Origin of the sequence: Nonlabens marinus S1-08 (genome assembly GCF_000831385.1) — a bacterium.
In the GTDB taxonomy this organism is placed as follows: Bacteria; Bacteroidota; Bacteroidia; order Flavobacteriales; family Flavobacteriaceae; genus Nonlabens; species Nonlabens marinus.
Window position 1 is genome coordinate 1,669,701 of the sequence record NZ_AP014548.1, and the last position, 24,640, is coordinate 1,694,340.

Below are 24,640 nucleotides of genomic sequence, written 5' to 3' on the forward strand. Positions count from 1 at the left end.
CCTCCTTACTTTTTTATCAAGTTGTTTGGATTCTTTTTTGAATCCATTTTGTTATGTAGTTCAGTATTTGCTCGTCTGCCATATCTAAACTTTGAAACGTCATAAAAAGCTTGTTTTTATCATTTTCGAATTTCTTCAAATTACGTTTGACCTTAAACTTGCTTTTGTAGGATCGAAAATAGGTAAGTTGGATATTGGAAGTAAAGTTCTTTTTATTTTCTTTAAACTCTAAATGTTCTGACAAAGAGGATATGATAAATTGATCTTTATTTCTGAACCTGTGAGAAATGTTTTCTTCTAAGATTTTATGGGTTTCAAAAAAATTGGATAGGGTACTTCTTCTAATGCAAACTGGCGTATGAAAGCGTCTTATGTATTTTGCAGGGGGATGGTTTTCATAAGCAAGCTTAGCACTTGTTTCTTGAAAATGCTTGAAACTAGAGGTACGTTCTTTAGGTTTTAAATGAAGCACCTCTAAAAATTCATAATAGTATTTTCTGACTTTTCTATTTTCCCTGAATAGTTCTTTTTTACCTCTAATGATGGGTTTCCCGTCGGTAAAAAAATCATTAACATTCGTTTCACGCATCAAAAAGGTATCGTCATTAAACACTATAAAGTGTTCAGCTAGATTCGGGATGCGATATAGCATACAACCAATAGAGCAAGAGTTAAATGTTGGCAAATGCTCTTCAAAGCCCCTAAAGATTACTTTATGATCAACAATTTCTAAATTGATACCTTTTTGACTTGCATTCTTTTTTAAAACATCAAAACCTTCAGGTACCTGATTATCGGTTACTAAATAAATAGTATTTACAAAAGAAGCAAACTTAATAATAGAAGAGATAGCAATATTTATTTCTCCTATAGAATTATACCTCAATCGACTTTTTCGTTCATCAAAGTTTATTTTTTTTGGAGAAAACTGATTGAATTTTGACTGCCAAATAGGATCATTACCATCCACCCATGTGATGACAGCATCTACATTAATGTCGGTCGTATTTTGTTTTGGAGCCATAAATGAGTTTGCTGGAAGGTTTACGTCGGTTATTAAACCGCCACATCATATTCTCTCAAAGCGTCATTGAGCGATGTTTTCTTATTTGTACTTTCCTTGCGGGTTCCTATGATTAAGGCACATGGAACGTTATAAGTTCCTGCAGCAAAAGTTTTTGCATAGCTTCCTGGAATCACCACAGATCTCGCCGGTACAACTCCTTTCATTTCAACAGGTTTGTCTCCAGTGACATCAATAATTTTAGTACTTGCGGTAAGGACAACATTTGCACCTAATACCGCTTCTTTTTCAACACGAACACCTTCCACAACAATACAACGTGATCCTATAAAGGCATTATCTTCAATGATCACAGGTGCCGCTTGTAAAGGCTCTAATACACCACCTATTCCCACACCACCTGATAAGTGAACGTTAGCGCCTATTTGCGCACAACTACCTACTGTAGCCCAGGTGTCCACCATGGTACCTTCATCTATATGAGCTCCTATGTTGACATAACTTGGCATCAAAATCACCCCCTTAGATATATAAGCTCCATGTCTTGCAACCGCATGAGGAACCACACGTATGCCGCGATCTTTATAACCACGTTTCAATGGAATCTTATCATGAAATTCTAAAGGCCCACATTCTAAGGTTTCCATTTTTTGAATTGGGAAATAAAGAACCACTGCCTTTTTTACCCATTCGTTCACCTGCCAGCCATCTTCAGTGGGTTGTGCAACACGCAACTCGCCAGTGTCTAGTAAATCAATAACGTTGCGTATGGCATCTTGAGTCACCTTGTTTTCAAGTAAACTGCGGTCTTCCCAGGCATTTTCTATGATGTTCTTAATCTGTTCCAATTGTAATGTATTTTATGATTCAAATATAAAACCTAAAAAAGGAACACAGGGGATAATCTATTGTCAGGTTGATTATGGATCAGACTGCTGCATTATTCCTATTTTTGCAGCCTATGGGGCGTTTGATGGCAATTGATTATGGAAAGAAAAGAACCGGCATTGCCGTGACTGATCCTATGAAAATTATCGCCTCCGGATTGTGCACCGTTGCTACTAAGGAGTTGGGCCACTGGCTGGTGAACTACCTGCTCAAGGAAGATGTGGAAACCATTGTAGTGGGTGAGCCTAAACAAATGGATTATACGGATAGTGAGCTGGGCGGAGAGATTACCGCTTTCGCGAAAGCGTTACAAACTCAATATCCCAACATCAAAGTAGAACGAGTGGATGAACGATTTACTTCTAAAATGGCATTCCAAACCATGATTGACAGTGGGTTGAATAAAAGGCAACGACGCAACAAGGCGCTTGTTGATGAGATTGCAGCCACCATTATATTACAGTCCTACATGGACCGAAAAAACTATTTATAAAAACGAGTTACTTCAAATGATTTTACCAATCGTAGCCTACGGTGATCCCGTACTAAGAAAAGAAGCTGAAGAAATTTCTAAGGACTATCCTAAGTTGAAAGAAGTTCTAGAAAATATGTGGGAGACCATGTACAATGCCGCGGGCGTGGGACTGGCCGCACCGCAAGTAGGATTGCCCATACGTGTTTTTCTGGTAGATACTGAGCCGTTTAGCGACGATCCAGACCTAACGGCAGAAGAGCAGAAACAACTAGCAGATTTCAAACAAACCTTTATCAATGCTGAAATTGTAGAAGAAACTGGCGACGAATGGTCTTTCAATGAAGGTTGCTTGAGCATACCTAATGTACGTGAGGATGTTTTCAGACCGGAGAAAGTAACCATAGCTTATCAAGATGAGAACTTTAAAGAGCATACAAAAACCTTTGATGGTCTAATTGCCCGAGTGATCCAGCATGAATACGATCATATTGAGGGTATTTTATTTACAGACAAAATTTCTGGACTCAAAAAACGTTTGATCAAAAATAAATTGAGTAATATTTCCAAAGGAAAAACAAATGTAGATTATCGCATGCGTTTTCCTGATGCAAAAGGCCGCAGGTAACCACGGTTTTATATATTTGCCACCGTTTTAAAAAACAACTATGAGTTTAGACAGCATTTTATCCATTACAGGAAAGCCAGGATTATATAAATTGAAGACTAAAGCGCGCAGCGGTTTTGTTGTAGAGTCATTGACAGATAATAAAACATCCATCATAGGGATGAATCACAACGTGAGTGTCTTGAAAGATATTTCTATCTACACCTATGAAGCTGAAATGCCTTTAAAAGAAGTATTCAATAAAATCGCTAGCAAAGAAGATAAAGGAGCAGCGATCAGCCACCAGTTGAGTAAGGATGAATTAGCCAGTTATTTCAACGAGGTCGTTCCAGAATATGATGAGGATCGAGTGTATGCCAGTGATATCAAGAAAGTAGTGCAGTGGTACAATATTTTGCAAGAGAATGACCTGTTAGGAACCTTGTCTGACGAGGAAGAATAACCTAAACTGAATCACAAATTCTAAAGCCTTTTCTTGATAGAGAAGGCTTTTTTGTTCGCTTTCGCGAAAGCGATATTGCAAAGATTGCTCTTCCACCAGCATCTTTATTTTTTATAGAAAGGAATACGGTAACTAATGCCATAGGAATACCCGACGCCTATAGAGTTTGTGTCATAGGTACGGCCAAATCCTGGCACGTAGAGATTTCCAAAGCCATCCGGTTCATCTTCAGAAACCATAACTTTCAACTGAACGTTGATGCCCATATAAAGGTTATTCAAAACTTCGACCTTAATACCCGCTTGTACTTCGGCCCAAATGGCTAATAAGCCATCTGTCTTGTTCCCAGAGATTTGACTGTCAACAGGAAAAAAATCATTGTCCTGATAGTAATCAAATCTATCCAGAGTGGTTGAAAAATTACTAGCCCCCACACGGAATCCTGAATAAAGCATGTTGTCTAAATCCTGCCAGTTGTTATAAAAATTATAATCAGCACCCGCTTTGAGAAAGGAGCCACTGGTTTCAAAGTCCACTTGATTGGTTTCTCGATCCAGGCTTTCTGTACCCAGCTCTCCAGCTATATACCAGTCGTCGGTCAACCGGAAATCTGCCATGATTTGAAAACCTGTATACTCCTCGTCTAATGCGGTACGTGCTATACTGGCGAGATCTAGACCTAAGCGTAATCCATAGGTCTTTTCATAGGTAATGGTATCATTTGCAACCGCACTACCAGTTGCAGTTTGAGCAATACTAATAGAAGTTACAAAAACTAAAAGAAGGCTAGTGACGTATTTCCACATGGATGTCTTGATTTGAGAGTACGTTACTATTTCTTATAAGGATATTCCTGATCCAGGGCGATGATGGTGTCTCTGCAGGCTGATCTATTTCTAAATCTTTATAAATCGCCCGGAATCCGCAAGCACGGTTGATGTATTCTTGATCAACGGTATAATTGAAATTCAACGCATCTTTATTCAACGTTCCATTAAGTGTTCGTTCAAAAGAATACATCGTGTTTCCCGGAATAATGCGCAGTGGAATCGCAATGGAATCCACAGCGGTAAGCGTTAGAGCTCCCGTTTCATTTAAAGGTGCAGCAGTCTGGCTTTCCTGATCGATAACCTGCAAGCTGGCTACAGGCTTTCTGTTTAATGGATTGTTTTCGTCAGTGAAAATAACAATCAATCGTGGTGTCGCAGCTTCTTCAGGTACGCACAAATCATCCTTCTCGCAAGACGCAAGTACCGTGGTAAAAATCAAGCCTAACAGCAGCAACCTGGAATTATTCATTAACTAGTTTTGTAAGTAAATCCGTTGTAGCAGGATAGCTTGGTCTATGTATATAATCAGATTGTACAATTTCACCTTTTTTGTTGAAGATGGTGTACGTGGGAAAACCTTCTAAGTTAATCTGTCTTGAAATAACTTCAGATGCTTCGTCCTCAAGAAAGTAATGTTTGCCTTTGATTTTAAATTGTGCGATGTAAGGAATGTAAGCGCGTCGCTCGCTGTTATGACATAGATAAATAAACTCCACGTCTTCTTCAAATTTTTGATGCAACTGTGGGGAAGCTTCTTTGAATTCTACTTTACAAGGTCCACACCAGGTAGCCCAGTTGTCGATGTAAATAACTTTGCCGTTAGCATTAGCGACGATCTCTTCTAGGTAATTCTCAGGGTTTTCTGATTCAAACGTTAGTAATTCAGCACCTTCAGGCAGTTCTGGAGATTTTAAAAGATCCTTTTCCTCTTGATATCTAGAACTAATTGACTCTAGAATCCTAGGTTCTGAAATCCTACTGTTTATTTTTTCTTTGGCCTTTTCATAAACCACGATGTTATGATCGTTCAAACTTGCGTAAACCAAATCATGGATAACATAATCATAAAGTAAGCCTGTGTTTTTCTTGGCAGTGGCTATTTCAATCGCTTTAAGATCCATGTCGTTGTCGTCCATTTCTCCATCTGCCGTCGCTCGTGCTTCACTGCGTAAATGATAGGTAAGGTTGTAAATCAATCGTTGCATGGTACCTGTATTCACCAGGTCCTCATGTTTCACGGCTGGAATGTTCTCAATGAATTTATAATAAGCACCGTCGGCGTCTGGAGACTCCAGACCGTAGTAACTGCGGTAATTAGCAAAGTCCAATCGGGTAGTGGGAATATAAAAATTCTCTTGAGCCTTAATGTAATTTGTAAGGACATCATCATCAATATCTTTCAGGAACTCAGAGTTAAAATCCTTCAAGGTCTTTTGACCGGCATCCATGTAGGCTAGAAATGCTTGCATGGCATCTGGTTCTTGGGAATCGTAAAACTGTTGAACATCTAATGGAAAACTTTCTTTGTATACCATCAGCCTTTCGTTTGCCACTTGTCGATCACCTGTAAACTGATACCTACCGTTGAAAGGTGGAATATCTTCTTTTGATGATACTGAAATATGAATACTGTCTCCTGGAACTGCGAAGACGCTGAAGGGCGTACGCCCCACAATTGTTAGTTCTGCAGCTTGAGTCATGGGTATGTCAAATCTAAAATCACCATTAGCGGATAACTCCGCAGAATACTCTTCATAATCGGTCGATAGATAATCATATGCATAAGCCGTCAATTGATGCAAATCCACTGATTCTGCACCATTTATGCGACCCACAATGATTGTGTTTTTTTCTGATCCGTCTACTGCTGCCTCCTCCTCTTTATTACAAGCATAGAGGGAGATCGTGAGCAATAAAACGGCAAAATATTTTTTCATCAATTTTTTATTTCAATTCCAATAACACCACATTTTCTACGTGATGTGTTTGTGGAAACATGTCCACGGGTTGCACTTTTATCACTTTATATTGCGCATCTAACAACGCAAGATCCCGTGCTTGTGTTGCACTATTACAGCTTACATATACAATACGAGGAGCTGCGAGTTGTAGCAATTGAGCCACCACATCTTTATGCATTCCGTCTCTAGGAGGATCTGTAATCACAACATCCGGTGTACCGTGTTCTGCTATAAAATCTGCAGTAAAAACTTCTTTCATGTCTCCTACATAAAACTCTGCATTTTCTACCTTGTTGTGTAGCGCGTTTGCTTGAGCGTCCTCAATAGCTTGCGGCACAGATTCTATACCTACAACTTTGGCGGCTTTACCAGCTACAAACTGCGCTATGGTTCCTGTTCCTGTATAAAGATCATAAACGGTTTGTGTGCCGTCAAGTCCGGCAAAATCTCTAGTAATCTTGTACAGTTCATACGCTTGAGCACTGTTGGTTTGATAAAATGATTTAGCACTGATCTTAAATTGAAGGCCTTCCATCTCTTCCATAATATGATCTACACCGTCATATAAAATCACGTCTTGATCATAAATCGTATCGTTTGCTTTCTCATTAATGATGTATTGCAGCGACGTAATTTGCGGAAAGCTTTCTTTTAAATGTTCTAGCAAAGCGATGCGATGCTCCTCATGGTCTTGAAAAAATTGGATCACCACCATGACTTCGCCTGTACTCGACATACGCAGCATTAGGGTTCTTAAGGTTCCAGATTTTTCTCTAGGGGAGAAGTAGGAGATATGTTCCGCTTTCGCGAAAGCGTGGACAGCCAAACGTATTTGCTCACCAACAGCTGGGTGCAAGTGACATTCATCCAGGTGCAAAATTTTATCCCACATACCCGGAATGTGAAAGCCCAAGGCCTTTTTATCATCGTCCTCTAGTTGCACATCAGACTGAATTTCTTTTAATGTCAACCAGCGATTTGCTGAAAAACTAAATTCCATCTTATTGCGATAATAGTACTGCTCGTCACTGCCTTTAATAGGAGTGATTTCTGGCAACTCAAGATGACCTATGCGTGTTAGATTTTCTAAGACTTCCTTTTGTTTAAAATAAAGTTGGCTTTCATAAGCCATAGATTGCCATTTGCAACCGCCACAGGTATCGTAATGCTTGCAGACTGGAGTGGTGCGGCGATCTGAAAGGGTATGGTATTTAGTGACTTTACCTTCATAGAAAGATTTTCTCTTTTTAAAGGTGGTGATATCTACCACATCACCAGGCACGGCGTCAGTCAGGAAAATTACCGCTCCTTCTTCAGTTTTGGCCACACTTTTACCGCGTGCTCCAGCATCGACCACGGGAACATTTTCAAAAGTCTGATTGGCTCTTCTTCTTCGTTTAGACATAGGCGTCAAAATTAAGGGAATCGGTGTGATCTAGACGAGTTCTGGACATAATTTTAAGTAAGATCAACTATAGAATTAACCCTACTTAAAGGAAAAGACTTTTTTGATTTTGTAATTTGCGACAAACGAAAAAACAAGTAGAATGAATATAGTAGAATCCAACAAGTCACAACAATATATTGAGGTAGAAGAAGCGCATGGAGCTCATAACTACCACCCCTTACCAGTAGTTCTTGAACGCGGTGATGGAGTATATGTGTGGGATGTTGATGGAAAGCGCTATTTTGATTTTTTAAGTGCATATAGCGCTGTGAATCAAGGGCACTGTCATCCTAGCATCATAAATGCAATGAATGGGCAGGCCAAAACATTGACACTTACCTCCAGAGCTTTTCACAATGATAAGCTGGGAGCATTCAATAAATACATTACAGAATATTTCAATTTTGATAAAGTGCTACCAATGAACACTGGGGCTGAGGCGGTAGAAACTGCGATCAAAATTGCACGTAAATGGGCTTACGAGAAAAAAGGGGTAGCAGAAACAGATGCGCAAATTATCGTTTGTGACAATAACTTCCACGGTCGCACCACCACTATCATTTCATTCTCAAATGACGAGAATGCGAGAAAGAACTTTGGTCCATATACACCAGGATTTATCAAAATTCCATATGACGACACTGATGCGTTAGAAAAAGCGTTGCAACAAGATAATGTTGCTGGATTTTTAGTGGAGCCTATTCAAGGAGAAGCAGGAGTTTACACACCTAGTGATGATTACATGCGCAAGGCAAAAGAGCTTTGTACTAAAAACAACGTCCTTTTCATTGCTGATGAAATCCAAACTGGAATTGCTAGAACTGGAGCTTTACTTGCCGTTTGTGGAAAATGTGACTGTCAAGGACATTGTGAACGTCAAGAAACCTACTCTAGGCCTGATGTACTCATTTTAGGGAAAGCCTTGTCTGGAGGAGCCTATCCAGTAAGTGCTGTTTTAGCAGATGATGAAATCATGAACGTGATTCACCCAGGACAGCACGGGAGTACTTTTGGTGGGAATCCGGTAGCAGCGGTGGTAGCCATGGCGGCATTAGATGTAGTTAAGGATGAATCTCTTGCTCAGAATGCTAGGAAATTAGGTAGTTATTTCAGAGCACAGATCAATGAATATATTGAAACTACAGATACCGTAGTTTTAGTTCGTGGTCGCGGATTGTTAAACGCGATCGTAATCAATGATTCTGAAGATGGTGATACCGCTTGGAATATTTGTATGAGATTGCGCGATCATGGATTGTTAGCAAAGCCGACTCACGGAAACATCATTCGTTTTGCACCACCATTGGTAATGACCATGGAGCAGTTGGATGAATGCATTGCTATTATCATTAAGACGTTGAAAGAATTTGAATAATTGATCAAACAGCGATAAATAAAAAAAAGGGAAAGCGTGAGCTTTCCCTTTTTACTTTTCTATGAAGAATGACTAGTTATTCATGTCAGCCTCTGCTTGAGCACGAGTCTGATCGATAACATCTTGAGGAACTCCTAAAGATTCCATTATTTCTATAGTACGCTCCAATTGTTCTTCTTCAGTATATGCTATATACGTATAAGCGGTATAGGCTGTCATTAATCCAGAAACGATTAAAGCTATAAGAGCAACCGTTCTTGCTGTTTTCATCGCTTTCCCATTGGAATATAACTCTGGGTTCTCAGCATACTTTTTCAATTCTTTAGTTGCGATGACAAACGCGATGATGGAAGCTATAAGTCCAATCCCGTAAGCGCAGCAACATAGAAATCCAACGATGGATAGTATGTAGACTACGGTAGTGTTTAATTTTTGCATAGTACTTAGTTTAGGTTAAGGTTAGTTTGATAATGTAACTGGTAATTATAGTTCCTACAGTTAAGATAGTACCCCATAATTTTATTTGTTCGCTGTGTTTTACAGAGACAAACATATCAAAAATAAGAAAACCTAAAAGAAAAATGATAGGAATCAACGCAGGGTACATTAAAAAAGATTCGGCAACCCGACCCTGTAACAAAAAAGAAATGGACCGCTGGATACCACATCCAGGACAGTCCATTCCAATTATTTTTTTAGTAAAGCAAGGCAGCATCCAGCTGTCTTCCAGTAGTACTTTCATAGAGTTTAGTTAGATATCACCACTTTAGTAGCTACTTCAACCTTATCAGTAGTAGTTACTTTTACGATATAAATTCCAGCAGCATATGCTGTAGTATTAAAGGTATAGTCTGCGCTAATGTCCTTAGGATTAGAAGTAGTCACTTGTCTTCCTGCAAGATCAAATATGGCGATGTTAGCAACATCTTTCATTGCTGTATTACGAACAGTCAACAAACTTTGCTCATTGTTTTGAAAGATATTGAAACTTTCCACTGCTGCGATATCAGAGGTACTTAAGGTTGTTTTTTCTTGGAATACGATTTCGTAACGGTCTTCAGTGGTGCCTTTTCCAGTTTCAATAGTGTAGCTATCGTTTAGAATATCGTGGTAGGAATTGTTCAGTTTGTCGTGGATGAGCACGTTTAGAGTTTCAAAATTTTCTCTTCCAGTAATCTGAATCTTATAAGTCGATTTATCAATGGATGACTTAAAACTAATAGGAATAACAGTTTCTAATTCATTAAACGGCAATGATTGTATTAAGGCTTGTCTGCCTTCTACCGGCATATAAGCATCGTTTGCAACTCTATTTGCTACATTACTGGCATCCATACCCCAATCCCAACCAACGGTTGAACCCTGTGGAAAAGTTACGATCATATTTCTACTGTATTGACCATTAATCAATACTTCAAAGCTCATTGCTGAAGGAATATTAGCAGCGTTAATATTGGCTACTTGATCTCCAGCATTGCTAGGCGCAGCTTTAAATAAACTGCTATCTCCATTCTCCTTGACGAAAACTCGCTGACTATTTTTAAAGACTACCGTTCCAGAGTCTCCATCATCTAGGCTTGTAAATCCATCTTTTACCTCCGTACTTGGATCATCTAATGTTCTTTGGATGACAAATCCTTGACCTATAGCCGCATAGCGTCTTGAAGCGAAATTAGCATTACCTACTGGGCCTGATAAACCAGTATTGTTAGTTGTTGCATCACCTATTTCATTCCCTTGTTGATCGTATTTTTTAAATACGGCATCTACATACACTCCATTGCTTTCATTGGGGTCAGTCGACCCTATCTGCGGTGAATAAGTTCCATAACCTCCTTCATATTCAATCAAAAGGTGTGATGTGGAAGCGGAATCCCAAAAGAATAGCTCACCGTCGATCAAACCTTGATTGTCAATCATAAACTGTTTTAAATCTAATCCAGAAGGATAAGGATTTCCAACTAAAGAAAAGTCACCATTCTTAACTGAAACCGGGAAGTCACCGTTATTTGGAATGCCTCTAAAATCATAGCGCTGGCCGGTATGAGATTGATTATTTGTTATTAGATTGGGCCCGTTTGTTAATTCCACACCTTTCATGGTAAAACCATATCCTGGAGCTACAACATCAGTATCTGCTTGGAAGCTTTTCCATCCAAAATATCCACCACCTGTAACGCCTGCAGCGTCAGATGGATCAGCACTTTTATAACTGTATAACCATCTTTTAGCGATTTGAAGTTTACTATCTACTACAGGATCTTTAGGATTGTCTAAATCTGTCATATCAGTAAAGCGCTGACTATCCGTTTTACCGTCCCTTAAATTAGAGCTTAGGTATGTTGCTTGTTCTGCATCGATAACATAATCTGTCTCAAATTTAAAAGTTTCCATCAATTTAGGAAAGTATAGTTGAGTGTAAGAGAAGCCATTATTGGCAGTTGTTGCATTTGGTAAACTAACTGGGGAAGACCAGTAGTTATAAGTAAAGTTATCTGCAAAACCTTCTTGAAATACGGAGAACGTTCCTAAACCGATATTTGAACTATTTGAGTTTTGCTGAATCAATTGAGCAATTCTACCATTACCATCACCAGATGCGTCACCACCTTCTCGTAGATAAAAAGCAGATCCAGGTCTATTATTAGCAGGAACCGCGTCGTCAACTACAGGAGCATCCCTTAATTCCAACTCTTCTGTTATAAAAATATCCGTCCCCTTAGAATAAATAAAGGCGTCGTTAACCACATGAACCTGTGCCATACTGGTAGTTACCATGGCGATGGATGCAATTAGAAGTGTAATTTTTTTCATAGGATATGATCTACTTGTTACAAAAATATACTCTTTACTAGAGTAATATCGTTAATTTTATACGCAATACGAATTGCCTACAATAATGTCGGTAAAATACATAATAAATCGGTGAACGAAAGTAAAAAGCAACTTTTTAACGGTATTTTAATCATCATAGGTGGCGGCTTACTGGTTTATTCCCTGACAGTTACGGGCACGAGTATATATACGCAAATAGTCGGGTTGATGGTTTTAATGATAGGCGCTTATCGAGCAAGTGCGCACTGGGCTAAACATAAAGACGATCATTTAGATGAATAGCAAGTTTAAAACGGGAGATCAGGTACTTGTAATTGACGATGATTTGAGTGGGGTGGTCGCTTTCGCGAAAGCGAAACAAATAACCATCACCACTACAGACGATATCGATTTAACCTTTCATGAGGATGAGTTGATTCTAGATCAACGATTTAAAGTAAGTGCCGTGATTCCAAAAGGGGAACCTGCTCCAAAAAAGCCAAAAAGGCGCATCCAGTCTCGCAAGAAAGCCGCTTTTATTCCTGCAGTTGAAATTGATTTACACATTCATAATCTGACAGATCGCTATCGTGGTATGGATAATTATGACATGCTCAATTTACAAATGGATACCGCGAGAGATAAAATAGAATGGGCACATCGCAATAATATTCCCAGATTGGTATTTATCCACGGCGTTGGGGAAGGAGTACTGCGCAAAGAATTAGAATATCTATTTGATCGCTATGATTACCTTAAATACTATGATGCCGATTATCAGAAATACGGTAAAGGTGCCACAGAAGTTTATTTATTCCAGAATCCGAAATAACTAAGGATTATTAGGCTCTGCTTCTGTAAAATCAGGAATAATAGTTACTTGATAAGCAGGCCTAATGTAGGTTCCGAAGTTATCAAATAGGTCAAAAACCACCTCTTGACCATCACGGGTCAAAATTAAATTCTCAATACGGATATTCACCACCGCAGTTCTCGAATAGGTGTGCGGGATGAAGTTGTCTATTGCTGGATCAGCAGCAGTAGCCACCGCTGAATTTAAATAGTTTGGAATGCCATTGGTGGTGTCATTTGTGGGGTCTAGATCGCCATTAAGGTCTTCTTGAATAGTTAAAATACCATCGCCGTCATCGTCATTGTCTAAATAATCTGGTATGCCGTCTTCATCTTCATCGTTGACCACACCTTCAACACTGGTTGGAATATTATCGCCATCGTCATCAAAATCTAATTTATCAGGTATCCCATCACCATCCGTATCCTGACCAAATGGTTCTTGATTTGAAGGTACTCCATCGTTGTCAGTATCCACACTATCTGGCTCTGTATCTGTTTGAGCAGCGTTAGAGGTAAGCGCTTGATTTGTCGTTGTAAAAATTACTTGACCTGCTTCAGAGCTCAACAAGTCGTTGACCTGGGGCACTGCTGGTGGTACAGGATTACAAAAATAAGAGGTTCCTGGAGCACTGTTGTACTTGCGGTACTCAACCTTGTCAGAGCCATTTAAGTTGAAGTCGCTAAAGGTTCCATCGGTATCGAATATTTCAGTAGTCGTTGAGAGTCTGATACTCAAGCTTTCAAAACTTCTATTGTCTAATTTGTAGAACACATAAGTTCTATTTCCTTCTGTAACATCAGGTAAACACGCTTGTACATCAATACCTTCAAAATCAAAATTATCCACAATAATATCGCCATCATCACAACTGGCAATGGCAAGAGCGGCTATAACGTAAATCAACTTTCTCATCCTACAAAGGTACTATATCATAATAAAGAATAGGATACTGATTATTGTGTGCGAAAATTTTATTTTTACCCCATGAAACAAGTCTATCTAGATAATGCCGCAACGACCCAGTTGCGACCTGAAGTAGTAAGCCGAATGGTGGAAGTCCTGTCTGATGTTCATGGAAACCCCAGCTCTACTCACAGCTACGGTCGCAGTGCCAAATCATTAGTAGAAACCGCTCGCAAGAATATAGCTAAGCAGCTGAATGTGACCGCGGCTGAAATCATTTTTACATCTGGTGGAACAGAGGCAGATAATCTAGCGATTCACAGCTGTGTCCGTGATTTGAAAGTAGAACGCATAATTACCACCGGCATTGAGCATCATGCCGTGGTTTACATAGTTGATTACTGTAGAGATACGTATGGCGTACAAGTAGATCACGTTGATTTAAAAGAATGCGGTACTCCAGATTATTATCACCTAGAGAAACTGCTTCAAGAGTCAGATAAAAAAACACTAGTCTCTTTAATGCACATCAATAATGAGATTGGAAATCGGCTTGATATCGATAGAGTAGGAGGTTTGTGTAAAAAATATGGTGCACTATTTCATAGCGATTGCGTGCAGTCTATCGGTCATTATGAAATGGACCTTTCTACACTCCCGGTTGACTTTACAGCAGTAAGCGCCCATAAATTTCATGGGCCTAAGGGGGTTGGCTTTGCGTTTGTAAGAAAAGGAACTGGGTTGAAACCATTAATTTTAGGAGGTTCTCAGGAACGTGGTATTAGAGCTGGAACAGAAAGTGTTCACAATATTGTAGGGATGGATCTTGCGCTTCAAATGGCATACGAACACCTTGAAGAGGATAGAGCCTATGTTAAGGAGCTGAAAGAATATTTTAAAAATTCGCTCGAGGCGAAAATTGATGGCGTCAAGTTCAATGGTAAATGTAGCGACTCAGAAAACTCCACTTACACCTTGCTAAATGTTTGTTTGCCTTGTCCAGCTGACAAAGCAGCGATGTTATTATTCACCCTGGATTTGAAAGGTATTGCCTGTTCTAAAGGAAGTGCTTGTCAAAGTGGAAGCCAAAAAGGATCTCACGTACTTTCTCAAATCCTCAATGAGGACGATCTAAACAAACCAAGTCTGCGATTCAGTTTTTCAATTTATAATACTAAGGAAGAATTGGATTATGTGGTAGATGTACTGAAAGAGTACATAGACTCTATTTAAAATCTAGCCACTACTCTAAAGTTCAAGACCCTAGGCGTCAAGAAGTTTGGAATTGCTATTTGTCTGTTGGCAGCAATATCGCGCACCCATATATTGGTAATGCTATTTTGATTGTCAAAAATGTTATAGATCTCTGCACCTATATAGAACTCATCAAAATTTGCAAAAGTCTTGCTTTCGTTCTCATCGTCCTTAAATACATAATTGATCCCTAGATCTGCACGTCGGTAATCCCGTAAACGAAATTGGAAGTCATAAGGATCTGCATAATTAGGGGAGCCACCGGGCAATCCTGTATTATAAACTAAATTTAAATACATGCGCAACTGCGGCATATTAGGCACGTAATCTTGAAATAACATGGCAAACTTCAATCGCTGATCTGTAGGTCTGGATATAAATCCGCGATCATTTAAATTTTCTTCTGTTTTAAGGTATCCGGCAGAGATCCAACTTTCTGTACCTTTTATAAATTCACCGTTCAACCTTAAGTCCAGTCCATAGGCGTAGGCCTTAGCTTCATTATTAGCTCGGTAACGTATCCTTACATTTTCTAGAGTATAGGTATTGACATCACTTAAATTCTTATAATACGCCTCGCTGGTTAATTTAAACGGTCGATCGTTCCAGGAGAAACTCCAGTCATTGCCCACTACAAAATGCAAGGATCTCTGGGCTTTGACATCAGGAACAACGGTTCCATTCTCATCTCGCAATTCTCTATAAAATGGAGGCTGATAATAAACTCCCGTGGATAGGCGGAAAAGCATATCTGTGTTTTTCCAGTAAGGCTTGATCGCAAATTGACCTCTAGGGGAAATTACGGTTTGAGTAGAGTTTTCAAAAGCGTCGCCATAAACGGTCCAGTTGTGAATACGTCCTCCTAAATTCCAAAACACTTCGTTCTCTCCCCAAAATCCTCGACTGTTGTACTGTACATAAGCTTGCACACGCTGGATTTGAACTTCATTATTTGCATTGATAGAGTTAAAAGGTGTTAAAGGCGCTGTAAAAGAATTATAGGGTTCATCATTTCTAAAGCCGCTATTAGGTGGTCGTACACTAAAACCAGCGCTGTCGACCACCGTATATTCTCTTACTCGATCTCGTATGTCTTCCACATTATATTTCAATCCCCAGTCCAATTGATCGTTTGAGTTCCCTTCGTTTTTAAAAACATAAGTTCCTCTATGTTCTGCCGTTGCGATTAAGGCATCTAAGTCATTACGGCCATGTTCCAATTCTGAACCAATTCCGGTTACAAAATCCACCTGTCCGAAATCTCTGCTACCTATATTCGTATTGGGGCTTCCAATGCCATACCGGGCTAAAATATCGTAATGTTCCTGTTCCTGGGTTAAGTAGGTGCTGGCTATGAATCGCAAATTAAGCTGGTCATTAACATCATAACTCGCCTTGATGGCTCCAAAATAAGTCTCGTATTGATCTTCCTCTTGGCCTTCATAATCAATAACTACTGCTATCGGTTCTTGGATAGTTCCAAAATTTGTTTGCCGGTCTTCTGGCTCAAAGTCATAGCTGTTCACGGCAATGTTTCCTAAGAAAGCCAATTCAAATTTAGGGGATATGCGGTAAGTTATGTAGGTCTGAGCATCGTAGAACCTTGGGACTGCATTGGCTTGAGTTTCCCTAGAATTAATGAACAGACTGTTGTCTCTATAGCGCAATCCTGCTGTGGCGGTCATCGCTTTCGCGAAAGCGGTACCCTCAACAAAAGCACTCGCACCTAACAAGCTGGCATCTATTCCAGCGCCAAAATCTGTAGGGCGACGGTACTCAATATCCAAAACGGAACTCAATTTATCACCATATTTTGCCTGAAAACCTCCGGCTGAAAAGTCTACACTACGAACTAAATCAGTATTAACAACGCTCAAGCCTTCTTGCTGGCCGCTGCGTATCAAGAAAGGCCGATAGACTTCGATTTCATTGATATAAACTAGATTTTCATCATAGTTGCCACCTCTAACTGCGTATTGTGTACTCAATTCATTATTGTTGTTGACCCCAGGCAAGGACATCAATATGTTTTCAACTCCAGGCTGCGCGCCAGGAATCTTCCGAATCAATTCAGGGTCAATGACCGTTACCCCTTCAAAATCTCTATTAGAAGTTGTGTTAATGGTTACCGTTGCGATTTGTTCCACATTAATTTTAAGTACTGGATTGATTTCCAGTACTTCGATGCTTTTTAGAATCAAGTTTTTGATTCGGACTGGTTGATAGGTGAGATTAGAAAACTGCAGTTCTAAAAAAGAGTTTACTGGAACCTTGAGCTCGTAATACCCATTGGAATTGCTAATTGTTCCTAGTGTTGTCCCAACGACAGTCACATTCACATTGCCTACAGGCTGTTGCTGCTCATTCAAGATGATTCCTTGAATCGTGGCTTGCTGTGCGTATGATGCAGCGCTACATATGAAACTTAAAAGAAAAAGGATTGATCTCAATACGGCTGGTTATTCCTTGCGTTGGAAATTAGCTTCAAATTTAGTGCTATTTCCCACATTGTCTGTAACAATGACGACCAGTTGATTATCAGTCTCCGTACTCACCCCATTAGAAAAGTCATAAGTGATGAGGTCTGTCTTATAATCGTATTCCATAAGAATAAATTTACCGTTGAGGGTGGCGCGATAGGCCTGAACACCAGTTTCCTTATCTTCGATCTTAAGAGTCAAGGTTTTGTTTTTGCTCAACCATTGGCCACTTTTAAAGTTTACAGGAACAATAGTAGGAGGATTGGTGTCCTTGCGTATGCCATACGTTCCTAGTGTTTTAGTAAAAGCGGTCAGCGTATTTCCTTTTAAGGTAGAGGAAACGTGATAAGCGGCTCCCCAGGGAGTAATACGAGCTATGTAATACTTACCCATATCATCACCTACCTTGCTTTTCATGTCATAGTTGAGAATCATGTTTTTATGCAGGGGGATCACATCTTCATGTACTTTGAGCACATCGGCGTTTTCACTGATGTTTAAAAAGGTATCTTCATAAAGAGTGCCTTTAGGAATAGTAAGTGTAAATGAACCTTTTGTAGTGCTGAAACTCTCATTGTGAGCCACGAGAGTTGCGTTTTTAGGATCTTTAAGGCTCAGATATTCATTCTTACTTTCGTTAGTGATATCCATATTGATTTCACTGAGGTTTCCATCAAAATCAGTGATGGCTATTTTGTAAGTATGTTTAGCTTCAGGATCTAGTAATTTTAATTTCCCATTGTTATTGGTTTCTCGGTACAGGCTTAAGGGACTTCCATCTGGAATAAACAGTTTTGAAATCCTACTTTTATTTTGTTGAAAGTGTTCGTAATCAATCATTTGATTGATGTATCGGGTCTCGTCAAATGAGAAGCGATCAAAGGTCATCTCAAAACTAGGCTTCCCATTGAAATATGTTTTGATGTCGTACACCCCATTTTGATTGCTGGCAGCGTCCATTTGGTCGTTTGTATTGACGCCTATTCCTATTTCACCATATGCTGAAAAAGGTTCTGTTTTAAATTTTCCAGAGCCTAACGAAATGACGCGTAATAGTTGAGCTTCATTCTTACCATTAATGGTAGACTCTGTGTCTAATGGATAGGCTTTAATCTGTTTCACGAGTGGCAACCGTGAATCAGGAATCTTTATACCAAATAGCAAGGGGTTGATAGGTCGCGCGTCGCCATCGCGTATCTCAAAATGCAGGTGAGGACCGCCACTACCACCTGTATTTCCACTGTAAGCAACAGTTTCCCCTTGGTCTACTCGCAAGTCAAGATCGTCTGGGTACAATTGAATTTCATAACTCTCCTGTTCGTACTGCCTTTTTTTGATGTACTCTTCAATTCTAGGAGCAAATTTTTCAAGGTGGGCATATACCGTCGTGTATCCATTAGGATGAGTAATGTACAGCGCTTTGCCATATCCGTAATGCTCGATCTTAATACGACTAACATAACCAGCGGCGGCAGCGATAACATTAGCTCCAGTACGTTGGTTTGTTTTTATGTCTAGGCCGCTATGAAAATGATTGGATCGCAATTCTCCAAAAGACCCGCTCAGTTTTAATTCAATATCTAATGGATGGACAAAATAGTCTTGTGGGAGATTTTGTAGGGTTTGGCTTTCGCCAAAGCGAACTATAAACAAACCGCAAAACAACAAAAGGAAATATTTTCTTAGCATAATCTAAATATATGATGGTAGCAACGCTCCGCAAAAAGGTTTTCAAAGTTTGTTCCATAAATATTTGTTTTATATCAAGGGAAACCTAATTTTGTTGGAACTGCATGAATTTTGTTGCTATGTCAAAGCTTTTGAATCAAATAGATCAGATTGAACTAAGGATCAAAGCATTGATGGATGAAAATCGAAGACTTCAAATGGAGGCTGTGGATCGCCAGAAGGTGATTGATAGTTTAGAAAAGGAAATTGAAGAAGCCCAAGAAACGATCCGTAGTGGTGCAGAGAGTATGATTGCTCTCAAAACAGCAAATGCCATGTTAGGTAGTGACGATTACAAAACAAAAACTAAACTCAAGATTAATGCATTGGTTAAGGAAATCGATCAGTGTATTGCACAATTAGCATAGTTTGGAAGATAAACTCAAAATAAAAATATCGATTGCAGATCGGGTTTATCCATTAACTATAGATCCTTCTCGAGAGGAGGGATTGCGTAAGGCCGCAAAGAACATCCAGGACATGATCAAACAACTGGAGCAAAGCTATGCCGTACGTGATAAACAGGATGTCCTGGCTATGTGCGCGCTGCAGTTTGCTGCGAGATCTGAGCAACATATTATTGACAAAAGTGACGATCATCAAGAAGTTCAAGACCGCCTGCAAGTCCTGGATCAATTGTTGAAGCAACATTTGTCATAGACGTTCTTTAAATACAAACAGTTACTACCTGCACTTGTTTCATTTTTTGGTGAACTCAACACATAATTCTTTAAAAAAGGTGAGTCGTGGTTGTAAAAGCAAGCCGTGCCTTGAGCCGGATCCTTGATCAGCCAGTTAACCTTAAACTTTATTTAAGGAGTTCATACAAAACCCTAACCTGTGCAGGTTTTTTTATATATACAAACCATGGATATCAATACAATTATATATGCGATAGTCGCATTAATCATAGGCCTAGCAATAGGCTATTTTATAGCAAAATCAATAGTAGAAAAAGGCAAAGCCTCCCAGCTGATTGCCGACGCTAAAAAAGAAGCCTCGTCTATTGTAAAAGACGCAGAGACTCAAGGGGAGAAAATAAAGTCTGAGAAAACTTACAGAGCTAAAGAGAAATTCATTCAGCTAAAATCAGAGCATGAAAAGGAGATCATGCACCGTGAAAAGAAGATGAATGATGCAGAGAAGCGCATCAAGGATAAGGAGTCCAAAGTCTCAAATGAATTGGCTCAAAACAAACGCTTGACTCAGAGTTTAGAAAGCAAGCAAAAGGATCTAGACGAGAAAAGAGAGGCATTTTCCAAGAAACAGGAAGAGATCGAGAAGACACACTCCCAACAAATCAAGCAACTAGAAACGATTAGCGGCATGTCTGGGGAAGACGCTAAAAAGCAATTGGTTGAATCTTTAAAAGACTCTGCTCGTACTGAAGCAATGTCCATCATACAAGATACCATTGAAGAAGCAAAGCTTACGGCACAACAGGAAGCACGTAAAGTAATTATCAATACCATACAGCGCATAGGAACTGAGGAAGCGGTGGAAAATTGTGTTTCGGTTTTCAATTTAGAAAGTGACGATGTTAAAGGACGCATCATTGGTAGAGAAGGACGTAATATTAGAGCAATAGAAGCTGCTACTGGGGTAGAAATTATAGTTGATGATACGCCAGATGCCATCATTTTAAGTTGTTTTGATGCGGTGCGCAGGGAAGTAGCCAGATTGTCATTACACAAACTAGTGACTGACGGTCGTATTCACCCAGCCCGTATTGAAGAAGTTGTCAGTAAAACCCGCAAACAAATCGATCAAGAAATTGCTGAGGTTGGAAAACGAACCGTGATCGATCTAGGAATTCACGGCTTACACCCTGAGTTGATCAAGATGGTGGGACGAATGAAATACAGGTCTTCTTATGGTCAAAACTTATTGCAACACAGTAGGGAAGTAGCAAAACTTTGTGGAACTATGGCAGCAGAGTTAGGCTTGAATGCAAAACTCGCTAAAAGAGCTGGATTGCTTCATGATATAGGTAAAGTTCCTGAAACGGAAGATGAAACTCCTCACGCCATCCTAGGTATGAAGCTGGCCGAAAAGCATGGGGAAAAACCAGAGGTTTGTAACGCAATTGGAGCCCACCACGACGAGATAGAAATGACATCCTTGTTGTCCCCTATCGTTCAGGTTTGTGATGCGATAAGTGGCGCCCGTCCTGGTGCAAGACGCCAGGTATTAGATTCTTACATTCAACGTTTAAAAGATTTAGAGGATATTGCTTTTGGTTTTGGTGGAGTAGAAAAAGCGTATGCCATTCAAGCAGGACGAGAGTTAAGGGTGATGGTAGAAAGCGAAAAGATCTCAGACGAGAGAGCAGGACAACTATCCTTTGAAATTTCTCAGAAAATCCAGACGGATATGACTTATCCTGGTCAAGTCAAGGTTACGGTAATTCGAGAAACTCGAGCAGTAAACATTGCCAAGTAAAGAGTAGAAAAAAAATCTAAAATTAAAAAGCCGCCCGTAAGGCGGCTTTTGTTGTTGTTTCTAATGTCCCTAAGATTAGAAACTTTGTTTGGTTAACCGCGGTTAAAGATGACTAAAGCATTGTCTTATCTCAAATTACAGTAACCTTTACTCAAAGTGTCTTAGATCATACTACCCCTAATAAATCTCTAAGACATTGTAAAGATGGAGATGATTTAGATAAAAAAAAATACCCCATATGGGGTATTTTTCATTTTAAGATGTTAAAATATGAGTTATTCATTATAAATGTTATCATAGCCTTTTTCCGGTACTTCAAAGAATTTACCAGTGACATAGCGGTAATGACGGTCTAGACTAGCTAAGTCTTTTATATCCTGCTTATCAAAGTTCACAGCTGCAGAAGCAATATTATCTTTTATGTGCCCCTCACTGGTTGATTTAGGTATTACCGCAGTACCTCTGTGGTACGACCAGGCAATGAGGATCTGACCAGGTTCCACATTATGTTTTTTGGCTAGTGCCTGAACGGTATCCATTTCTAGCATATTAGGCTCATCATCCTGTTTCATACCATCAGACCGGTCACCGCTACCTAAAGGGGAGTAGGCAGTCATGTGGATACCATGTTTGCTGCAATATTCAAACAATTCATTCTGCTGTAATAAGGGATGTAATTCGACCTGATTCATTTCAGGAACATCATCAGTTTTTGAGATGAGGTCTCCTAGTTTAGTAGTAGAAAAATTGGAGACACCCATGTGTTTAGCTAGCCCTTCTTTTTTACACGCAAGCATGGCATTCCACGTATCAATAATAGGAGCTTCCTCAGGAGTCAAATAATCTTCAGGACCCGATGGATTTTTAGCATCTGGTTTGAAGGCTACAGGCCAGTGCATCAGATATAAGTCTAAATAATCTAGTTGCAAGTCCTTCAGTGTTTTTTCTAGAGCAGGCTTCACATCTTTAGGTAAATGTGCGTTATTCCAAAGTTTAGAAGTAATCCAGACTTCTTCTCGTTTAATTTTTCCTTCTTCAAAGACCTCTGTAAAGGCCTCACCAATGGCCGCTTCGTTGCCGTATATCGCAGCACAATCGATATGTCGGTAACCATTGTTCAATGCTATTTTAATAGCCTCTTTTACTTCAGCATCTCCAGATTTCCAGGTTCCTAATCCTATCGAGGGCATTTGATCCCCATTCTTATATTTGAGTGTTTTCATTATTAATTGTTTTCTATAAAGTTAGCTTTCGCGAAAGCGTGCTCAAAACAACTCTACTACTTTGACATAACTTTAATAGGAAGCACGAGGATGAAATTCTTCTAGCACGTTTTTAAGATAGGTGCGATCTACGTGAACGTAAATCTCAGTAGTAGTAATGCTTTCATGTCCCAGCATCATTTGAATGGAACGTAAATCTGCTCCATTCTCTAGCAAATGGGTAGCAAAAGAATGACGGAAGGTATGTGGACTAATTTTCTTTTTGATCCCAGCGGCTGCTTTCAAATCTTGAATGATGGTGAAAATCATTGCTCTTGTCAACCCTCTACCGCGCCTGTTTAGAAATAAAGTATCGGTATGGTCAGTTTTAGAAGGAGCGTGAACCCTAATCTCGTTGATATAAAATTCAATAAGCTTGATCGTACTATCTCCTATAGGCACATAGCGCTGCTTGTCACCCTTTCCTGTGACTAGAATGACGCCTTCCTCAAAATACAGATCACTTATTTTAAGTGCGACGAGCTCTGAGACTCTTAACCCGCAGGCGTAAAGGGTTTCTAAAATGACTCTGTTGCGCTCGCCGTGGGCGGTAGAACGATCAATGGCGGCTATAAGTTTGTCTATCTCCTCCACGCTTAAGGTGTCAGGAAGCTTACGTCCCAGCCGCGGCGCCTCGATAAGCTCCATAGGATTATCCTTGCGGTAGTCCTCTAAAGCAAGGTATGTAAAGAAATTTTTCAAACTGCTGATCGTTCGAGCCTGAGTCGCAGGTTGTACTGTACCTGCTAACTGGTGGTTAAATTCTTTAATCCTTGCATCAGAAATAGTGGTAGGTAGCTCGCGATACCCCATACCGGCCAGCCACACGTGAAGCTTTTCCAAATCACGAGTGTATGCTTTGACAGTGTTCGAGGACATACCTCGTTCTAGCTTCAAGTACGTTTTAAAATCCTTTATGAGGTGTTCCCATTTCATGAAGACAAAATTCGGAAATTGATAAGTGGTTTATCGTATAGATTGAATTGTTTATTATCAATTAATTGTAATATGTTCAACGTCTATCAAATAATATTTGTGAAAAATTAACAATCTAGGTATAAAATTTAATAATCCTTAATACACAGGTGTGAGAACAAGGAATAGCTTTGTCCCATAACTTAAAATAAACTATCATGAAAAAATTAGTAGCAATTGCAGTAGTAGCTTTAGGAAGCATAGGGTTCGCTCAAGCACAAGAAATTGATTTTGGTGTACAAGCAGGTTATAATATAGCAAACCTTCAAGGTGACGACGTGGACGATGTAGATGCTCGTAATGGTATCAACGTAGGGATTACAGTAGAATATGAATTTGGACCTAGTTTTGGACTTCAAGTAGGTGCTATATACTCTCAACAAGGAGCTGAAGGTATTTTCTTAGGACAACAGTCTGAATTAAAATTGGATTACATCAATGTACCAGTTCTAGCTAAATTTTATCTAGGAGGATCTGGATTTTCTATTGACGCTGGACCACAGATAGGATTTGTTGTTAATGATGAAGTTGAGATTGTGGAAGGTCCATTTTCAGGAACAACCAGCGATATTGATGCTGAAGGTATAGATCTAAGTGTAGGTGGCGGATTAACTTACAAATTCAGAGAAGGTACAACACTGGAAGGAGTGTCTTTTGGAGCTAGATATATGGTTGGCGTAACTAATATTTACGAGGATGACAGCACGTTAGATGATGACATTACCAATCAAGTATTTTCTTTCAACTTAGGATATAAGTTCTAAGAATTGAAATTTTTTGAAATGAGAAGCAGCTCTTTAGAGCTGCTTTTTTTTTATTTCCGCTTTCGCGAAAGCGAAATTACCAATACCTTTAAATT

General features: G+C 39.5%; 25 protein-coding genes and 1 other RNA gene. 12 read left to right on the top strand and 14 right to left on the bottom strand.

The window, feature by feature from the left end; all coding sequences use genetic code 11:
* Window positions 1–16 precede the first annotated feature (16 nt).
* The gene (locus NMS_RS07635) at window positions 17–1,024 is read right to left on the bottom strand and encodes a Stealth CR1 domain-containing protein (RefSeq protein ID WP_041496171.1); all 1,008 of its coding nucleotides are present in this window, start codon (window positions 1,022–1,024) and stop codon (window positions 17–19) included.
* 32 nt (window positions 1,025–1,056) lie between these two features.
* Window positions 1,057–1,872: a 2,3,4,5-tetrahydropyridine-2,6-dicarboxylate N-succinyltransferase gene (locus NMS_RS07640; protein WP_041496172.1), complete on the bottom strand. Its 816-nt coding sequence runs from the start codon at window positions 1,870–1,872 to the stop codon at window positions 1,057–1,059.
* Window positions 1,873–1,985: 113 nt separating this feature from the next.
* Between NMS_RS07640 and ruvX the strand changes: the two genes are divergently transcribed.
* From ruvX to NMS_RS07655, 3 genes are read left to right on the top strand one after another with little or no spacing between them, the layout of a single operon-like run.
* Complete coding sequence (gene ruvX / locus NMS_RS07645) at window positions 1,986–2,405, top strand: Holliday junction resolvase RuvX (RefSeq protein ID WP_041497572.1); 420 nt, start codon at window positions 1,986–1,988, stop codon at window positions 2,403–2,405.
* A 16-nt stretch (window positions 2,406–2,421) separates the two neighbouring features.
* Entirely contained in the window at window positions 2,422–3,012 is a 591-nt protein-coding gene (gene def, locus NMS_RS07650) for a peptide deformylase (RefSeq protein WP_041496173.1), read from the top strand.
* Window positions 3,013–3,052: 40 nt separating this feature from the next.
* The gene (locus NMS_RS07655) at window positions 3,053–3,454 is read left to right on the top strand and encodes a DUF5606 family protein (RefSeq protein ID WP_041496174.1); all 402 of its coding nucleotides are present in this window, start codon (window positions 3,053–3,055) and stop codon (window positions 3,452–3,454) included.
* A gap of 104 nt (window positions 3,455–3,558) precedes the next feature.
* Here NMS_RS07655 and NMS_RS07660 read toward each other — a convergent pair whose 3' ends face one another.
* From NMS_RS07660 to rlmD, 4 genes are read right to left on the bottom strand one after another with little or no spacing between them, the layout of a single operon-like run.
* Window positions 3,559–4,260 (bottom strand): DUF6048 family protein, encoded by a 702-nt coding sequence (locus NMS_RS07660; protein ID WP_041496175.1) that lies wholly within the window; start codon window positions 4,258–4,260, stop codon window positions 3,559–3,561.
* Complete coding sequence (locus NMS_RS07665; RefSeq protein ID WP_041496176.1) at window positions 4,241–4,753, bottom strand: DUF6452 family protein; 513 nt, start codon at window positions 4,751–4,753, stop codon at window positions 4,241–4,243. The genes NMS_RS07660 and NMS_RS07665 overlap by 20 nt, the downstream gene beginning before the upstream one ends.
* The gene (locus NMS_RS07670; protein ID WP_041496177.1) at window positions 4,746–6,221 is read right to left on the bottom strand and encodes a TlpA family protein disulfide reductase; all 1,476 of its coding nucleotides are present in this window, start codon (window positions 6,219–6,221) and stop codon (window positions 4,746–4,748) included. The genes NMS_RS07665 and NMS_RS07670 overlap by 8 nt, the downstream gene beginning before the upstream one ends.
* Window positions 6,222–6,228: 7 nt before the next feature.
* Window positions 6,229–7,650: a 23S rRNA (uracil(1939)-C(5))-methyltransferase RlmD gene (gene rlmD, locus NMS_RS07675; protein WP_041496178.1), complete on the bottom strand. Its 1,422-nt coding sequence runs from the start codon at window positions 7,648–7,650 to the stop codon at window positions 6,229–6,231.
* Window positions 7,651–7,792: 142 nt separating this feature from the next.
* Here rlmD and rocD point away from each other — a divergent pair, with 142 nt between their 5' ends.
* On the top strand, window positions 7,793–9,067 hold the full coding sequence (gene rocD / locus NMS_RS07680; RefSeq protein ID WP_041496179.1) for an ornithine--oxo-acid transaminase: 1,275 nt from the start codon (window positions 7,793–7,795) through the stop codon (window positions 9,065–9,067).
* Between the two features lie 72 nt (window positions 9,068–9,139).
* Here the strand turns inward: rocD and NMS_RS13990 are convergent, their stop codons facing one another.
* Genes NMS_RS13990 through NMS_RS07695 form a run of 3 tightly spaced genes read right to left on the bottom strand, consistent with a single transcriptional unit; the run spans window position 9,140 to window position 11,881 of the window.
* Entirely contained in the window at window positions 9,140–9,505 is a 366-nt protein-coding gene (locus tag NMS_RS13990; RefSeq protein WP_052476826.1) for a CCC motif membrane protein, read from the bottom strand.
* A 10-nt stretch (window positions 9,506–9,515) separates the two neighbouring features.
* Complete coding sequence (locus tag NMS_RS07690) at window positions 9,516–9,809, bottom strand: DUF2752 domain-containing protein (RefSeq protein WP_041496180.1); 294 nt, start codon at window positions 9,807–9,809, stop codon at window positions 9,516–9,518.
* A 5-nt stretch (window positions 9,810–9,814) separates the two neighbouring features.
* Window positions 9,815–11,881, bottom strand: a complete 2,067-nt coding sequence (locus NMS_RS07695; RefSeq protein ID WP_041496181.1) for a T9SS type A sorting domain-containing protein — start codon at window positions 11,879–11,881, stop codon at window positions 9,815–9,817.
* A gap of 111 nt (window positions 11,882–11,992) precedes the next feature.
* Between NMS_RS07695 and NMS_RS07700 the strand changes: the two genes are divergently transcribed.
* Both NMS_RS07700 and NMS_RS07705 read left to right on the top strand, forming a co-directional pair.
* Window positions 11,993–12,184, top strand: coding sequence for a hypothetical protein (locus NMS_RS07700; protein ID WP_041496182.1), 192 nt, complete (start codon window positions 11,993–11,995; stop codon window positions 12,182–12,184).
* Window positions 12,177–12,713: a Smr/MutS family protein gene (locus tag NMS_RS07705; RefSeq protein ID WP_041496183.1), complete on the top strand. Its 537-nt coding sequence runs from the start codon at window positions 12,177–12,179 to the stop codon at window positions 12,711–12,713. The genes NMS_RS07700 and NMS_RS07705 overlap by 8 nt, the downstream gene beginning before the upstream one ends.
* Here the strand turns inward: NMS_RS07705 and NMS_RS07710 are convergent, their stop codons facing one another.
* Window positions 12,714–13,649, bottom strand: coding sequence for a hypothetical protein (locus NMS_RS07710; RefSeq protein ID WP_041496184.1), 936 nt, complete (start codon window positions 13,647–13,649; stop codon window positions 12,714–12,716).
* A 72-nt stretch (window positions 13,650–13,721) separates the two neighbouring features.
* Here NMS_RS07710 and NMS_RS07715 point away from each other — a divergent pair, with 72 nt between their 5' ends.
* Window positions 13,722–14,873 carry a cysteine desulfurase family protein gene (locus NMS_RS07715; RefSeq protein ID WP_041496185.1) on the top strand — a complete coding sequence of 384 codons (1,152 nt, stop codon included), beginning with the start codon at window positions 13,722–13,724 and terminating at the stop codon, window positions 14,871–14,873.
* Here the strand turns inward: NMS_RS07715 and NMS_RS07720 are convergent.
* Window positions 14,870–17,344, bottom strand: a complete 2,475-nt coding sequence (locus NMS_RS07720; protein WP_041496186.1) for a TonB-dependent receptor plug domain-containing protein — start codon at window positions 17,342–17,344, stop codon at window positions 14,870–14,872. The genes NMS_RS07715 and NMS_RS07720 overlap by 4 nt on opposite strands.
* A 9-nt stretch (window positions 17,345–17,353) precedes the next feature.
* Entirely contained in the window at window positions 17,354–19,063 is a 1,710-nt protein-coding gene (locus NMS_RS07725; protein WP_041496187.1) for a M23 family metallopeptidase, read from the bottom strand.
* A gap of 119 nt (window positions 19,064–19,182) precedes the next feature.
* Here NMS_RS07725 and NMS_RS07730 point away from each other — a divergent pair, with 119 nt between their 5' ends.
* The 4 genes from NMS_RS07730 (at window position 19,183) to rny (ending at window position 21,544) form a co-directional block, all read left to right on the top strand.
* Window positions 19,183–19,470, top strand: coding sequence for a hypothetical protein (locus NMS_RS07730; protein ID WP_041497574.1), 288 nt, complete (start codon window positions 19,183–19,185; stop codon window positions 19,468–19,470).
* 1 nt (window position 19,471) lies between these two features.
* Window positions 19,472–19,762: a cell division protein ZapA gene (locus tag NMS_RS07735; RefSeq protein WP_041496188.1), complete on the top strand. Its 291-nt coding sequence runs from the start codon at window positions 19,472–19,474 to the stop codon at window positions 19,760–19,762.
* A gap of 53 nt (window positions 19,763–19,815) precedes the next feature.
* Window positions 19,816–19,925: non-coding RNA, 6S RNA (gene ssrS / locus NMS_RS13620), on the top strand.
* Window positions 19,926–19,969: 44 nt separating this feature from the next.
* Window positions 19,970–21,544 carry a ribonuclease Y gene (gene rny, locus NMS_RS07740; RefSeq protein ID WP_041496189.1) on the top strand — a complete coding sequence of 525 codons (1,575 nt, stop codon included), beginning with the start codon at window positions 19,970–19,972 and terminating at the stop codon, window positions 21,542–21,544.
* Window positions 21,545–21,819: 275 nt separating this feature from the next.
* On the opposite strand, the gene NMS_RS07745 is transcribed toward rny, so the two are convergent.
* Together NMS_RS07745 and xerD are read right to left on the bottom strand one after the other, a co-directional pair.
* Window positions 21,820–22,767, bottom strand: coding sequence for an aldo/keto reductase (locus tag NMS_RS07745; protein WP_041496190.1), 948 nt, complete (start codon window positions 22,765–22,767; stop codon window positions 21,820–21,822).
* A gap of 72 nt (window positions 22,768–22,839) precedes the next feature.
* Window positions 22,840–23,742 (bottom strand): site-specific tyrosine recombinase XerD, encoded by a 903-nt coding sequence (xerD, locus tag NMS_RS07750; RefSeq protein ID WP_041496191.1) that lies wholly within the window; start codon window positions 23,740–23,742, stop codon window positions 22,840–22,842.
* Window positions 23,743–23,939: 197 nt separating this feature from the next.
* Here xerD and NMS_RS07755 point away from each other — a divergent pair, with 197 nt between their 5' ends.
* Window positions 23,940–24,545: a porin family protein gene (locus tag NMS_RS07755; RefSeq protein WP_041496192.1), complete on the top strand. Its 606-nt coding sequence runs from the start codon at window positions 23,940–23,942 to the stop codon at window positions 24,543–24,545.
* Window positions 24,546–24,640: the final 95 nt, after the last annotated feature.

Excerpts from the sequence above, each read along its gene's own strand:
- NMS_RS07635 (WP_041496171.1), bottom strand. The coding sequence starts at position 1,024 with ATGGCTCCAAAACAAAATACGACCGACATTAATGTAGATGCTGTCATC.
- ruvX (WP_041497572.1), top strand. The coding sequence starts at position 1,986 with ATGGGGCGTTTGATGGCAATTGATTATGGAAAGAAAAGAACCGGCATT.
- def (WP_041496173.1), top strand. The coding sequence starts at position 2,422 with ATGATTTTACCAATCGTAGCCTACGGTGATCCCGTACTAAGAAAAGAA.
- NMS_RS07655 (WP_041496174.1), top strand. The coding sequence starts at position 3,053 with ATGAGTTTAGACAGCATTTTATCCATTACAGGAAAGCCAGGATTATAT.
- NMS_RS07660 (WP_041496175.1), bottom strand. The coding sequence starts at position 4,260 with ATGTGGAAATACGTCACTAGCCTTCTTTTAGTTTTTGTAACTTCTATT.
- NMS_RS07665 (WP_041496176.1), bottom strand. The coding sequence starts at position 4,753 with ATGAATAATTCCAGGTTGCTGCTGTTAGGCTTGATTTTTACCACGGTA.
- NMS_RS07670 (WP_041496177.1), bottom strand. The coding sequence starts at position 6,221 with ATGAAAAAATATTTTGCCGTTTTATTGCTCACGATCTCCCTCTATGCT.
- rlmD (WP_041496178.1), bottom strand. The coding sequence starts at position 7,650 with ATGTCTAAACGAAGAAGAAGAGCCAATCAGACTTTTGAAAATGTTCCC.
- rocD (WP_041496179.1), top strand. The coding sequence starts at position 7,793 with ATGAATATAGTAGAATCCAACAAGTCACAACAATATATTGAGGTAGAA.
- NMS_RS13990 (WP_052476826.1), bottom strand. The coding sequence starts at position 9,505 with ATGCAAAAATTAAACACTACCGTAGTCTACATACTATCCATCGTTGGA.
- NMS_RS07690 (WP_041496180.1), bottom strand. The coding sequence starts at position 9,809 with ATGAAAGTACTACTGGAAGACAGCTGGATGCTGCCTTGCTTTACTAAA.
- NMS_RS07695 (WP_041496181.1), bottom strand. The coding sequence starts at position 11,881 with ATGAAAAAAATTACACTTCTAATTGCATCCATCGCCATGGTAACTACC.
- NMS_RS07705 (WP_041496183.1), top strand. The coding sequence starts at position 12,177 with ATGAATAGCAAGTTTAAAACGGGAGATCAGGTACTTGTAATTGACGAT.
- NMS_RS07710 (WP_041496184.1), bottom strand. The coding sequence starts at position 13,649 with ATGAGAAAGTTGATTTACGTTATAGCCGCTCTTGCCATTGCCAGTTGT.
- NMS_RS07715 (WP_041496185.1), top strand. The coding sequence starts at position 13,722 with ATGAAACAAGTCTATCTAGATAATGCCGCAACGACCCAGTTGCGACCT.
- NMS_RS07725 (WP_041496187.1), bottom strand. The coding sequence starts at position 19,063 with ATGCTAAGAAAATATTTCCTTTTGTTGTTTTGCGGTTTGTTTATAGTT.
- NMS_RS07730 (WP_041497574.1), top strand. The coding sequence starts at position 19,183 with ATGTCAAAGCTTTTGAATCAAATAGATCAGATTGAACTAAGGATCAAA.
- rny (WP_041496189.1), top strand. The coding sequence starts at position 19,970 with ATGGATATCAATACAATTATATATGCGATAGTCGCATTAATCATAGGC.
- NMS_RS07745 (WP_041496190.1), bottom strand. The coding sequence starts at position 22,767 with ATGAAAACACTCAAATATAAGAATGGGGATCAAATGCCCTCGATAGGA.
- xerD (WP_041496191.1), bottom strand. The coding sequence starts at position 23,742 with ATGAAATGGGAACACCTCATAAAGGATTTTAAAACGTACTTGAAGCTA.
- NMS_RS07755 (WP_041496192.1), top strand. The coding sequence starts at position 23,940 with ATGAAAAAATTAGTAGCAATTGCAGTAGTAGCTTTAGGAAGCATAGGG.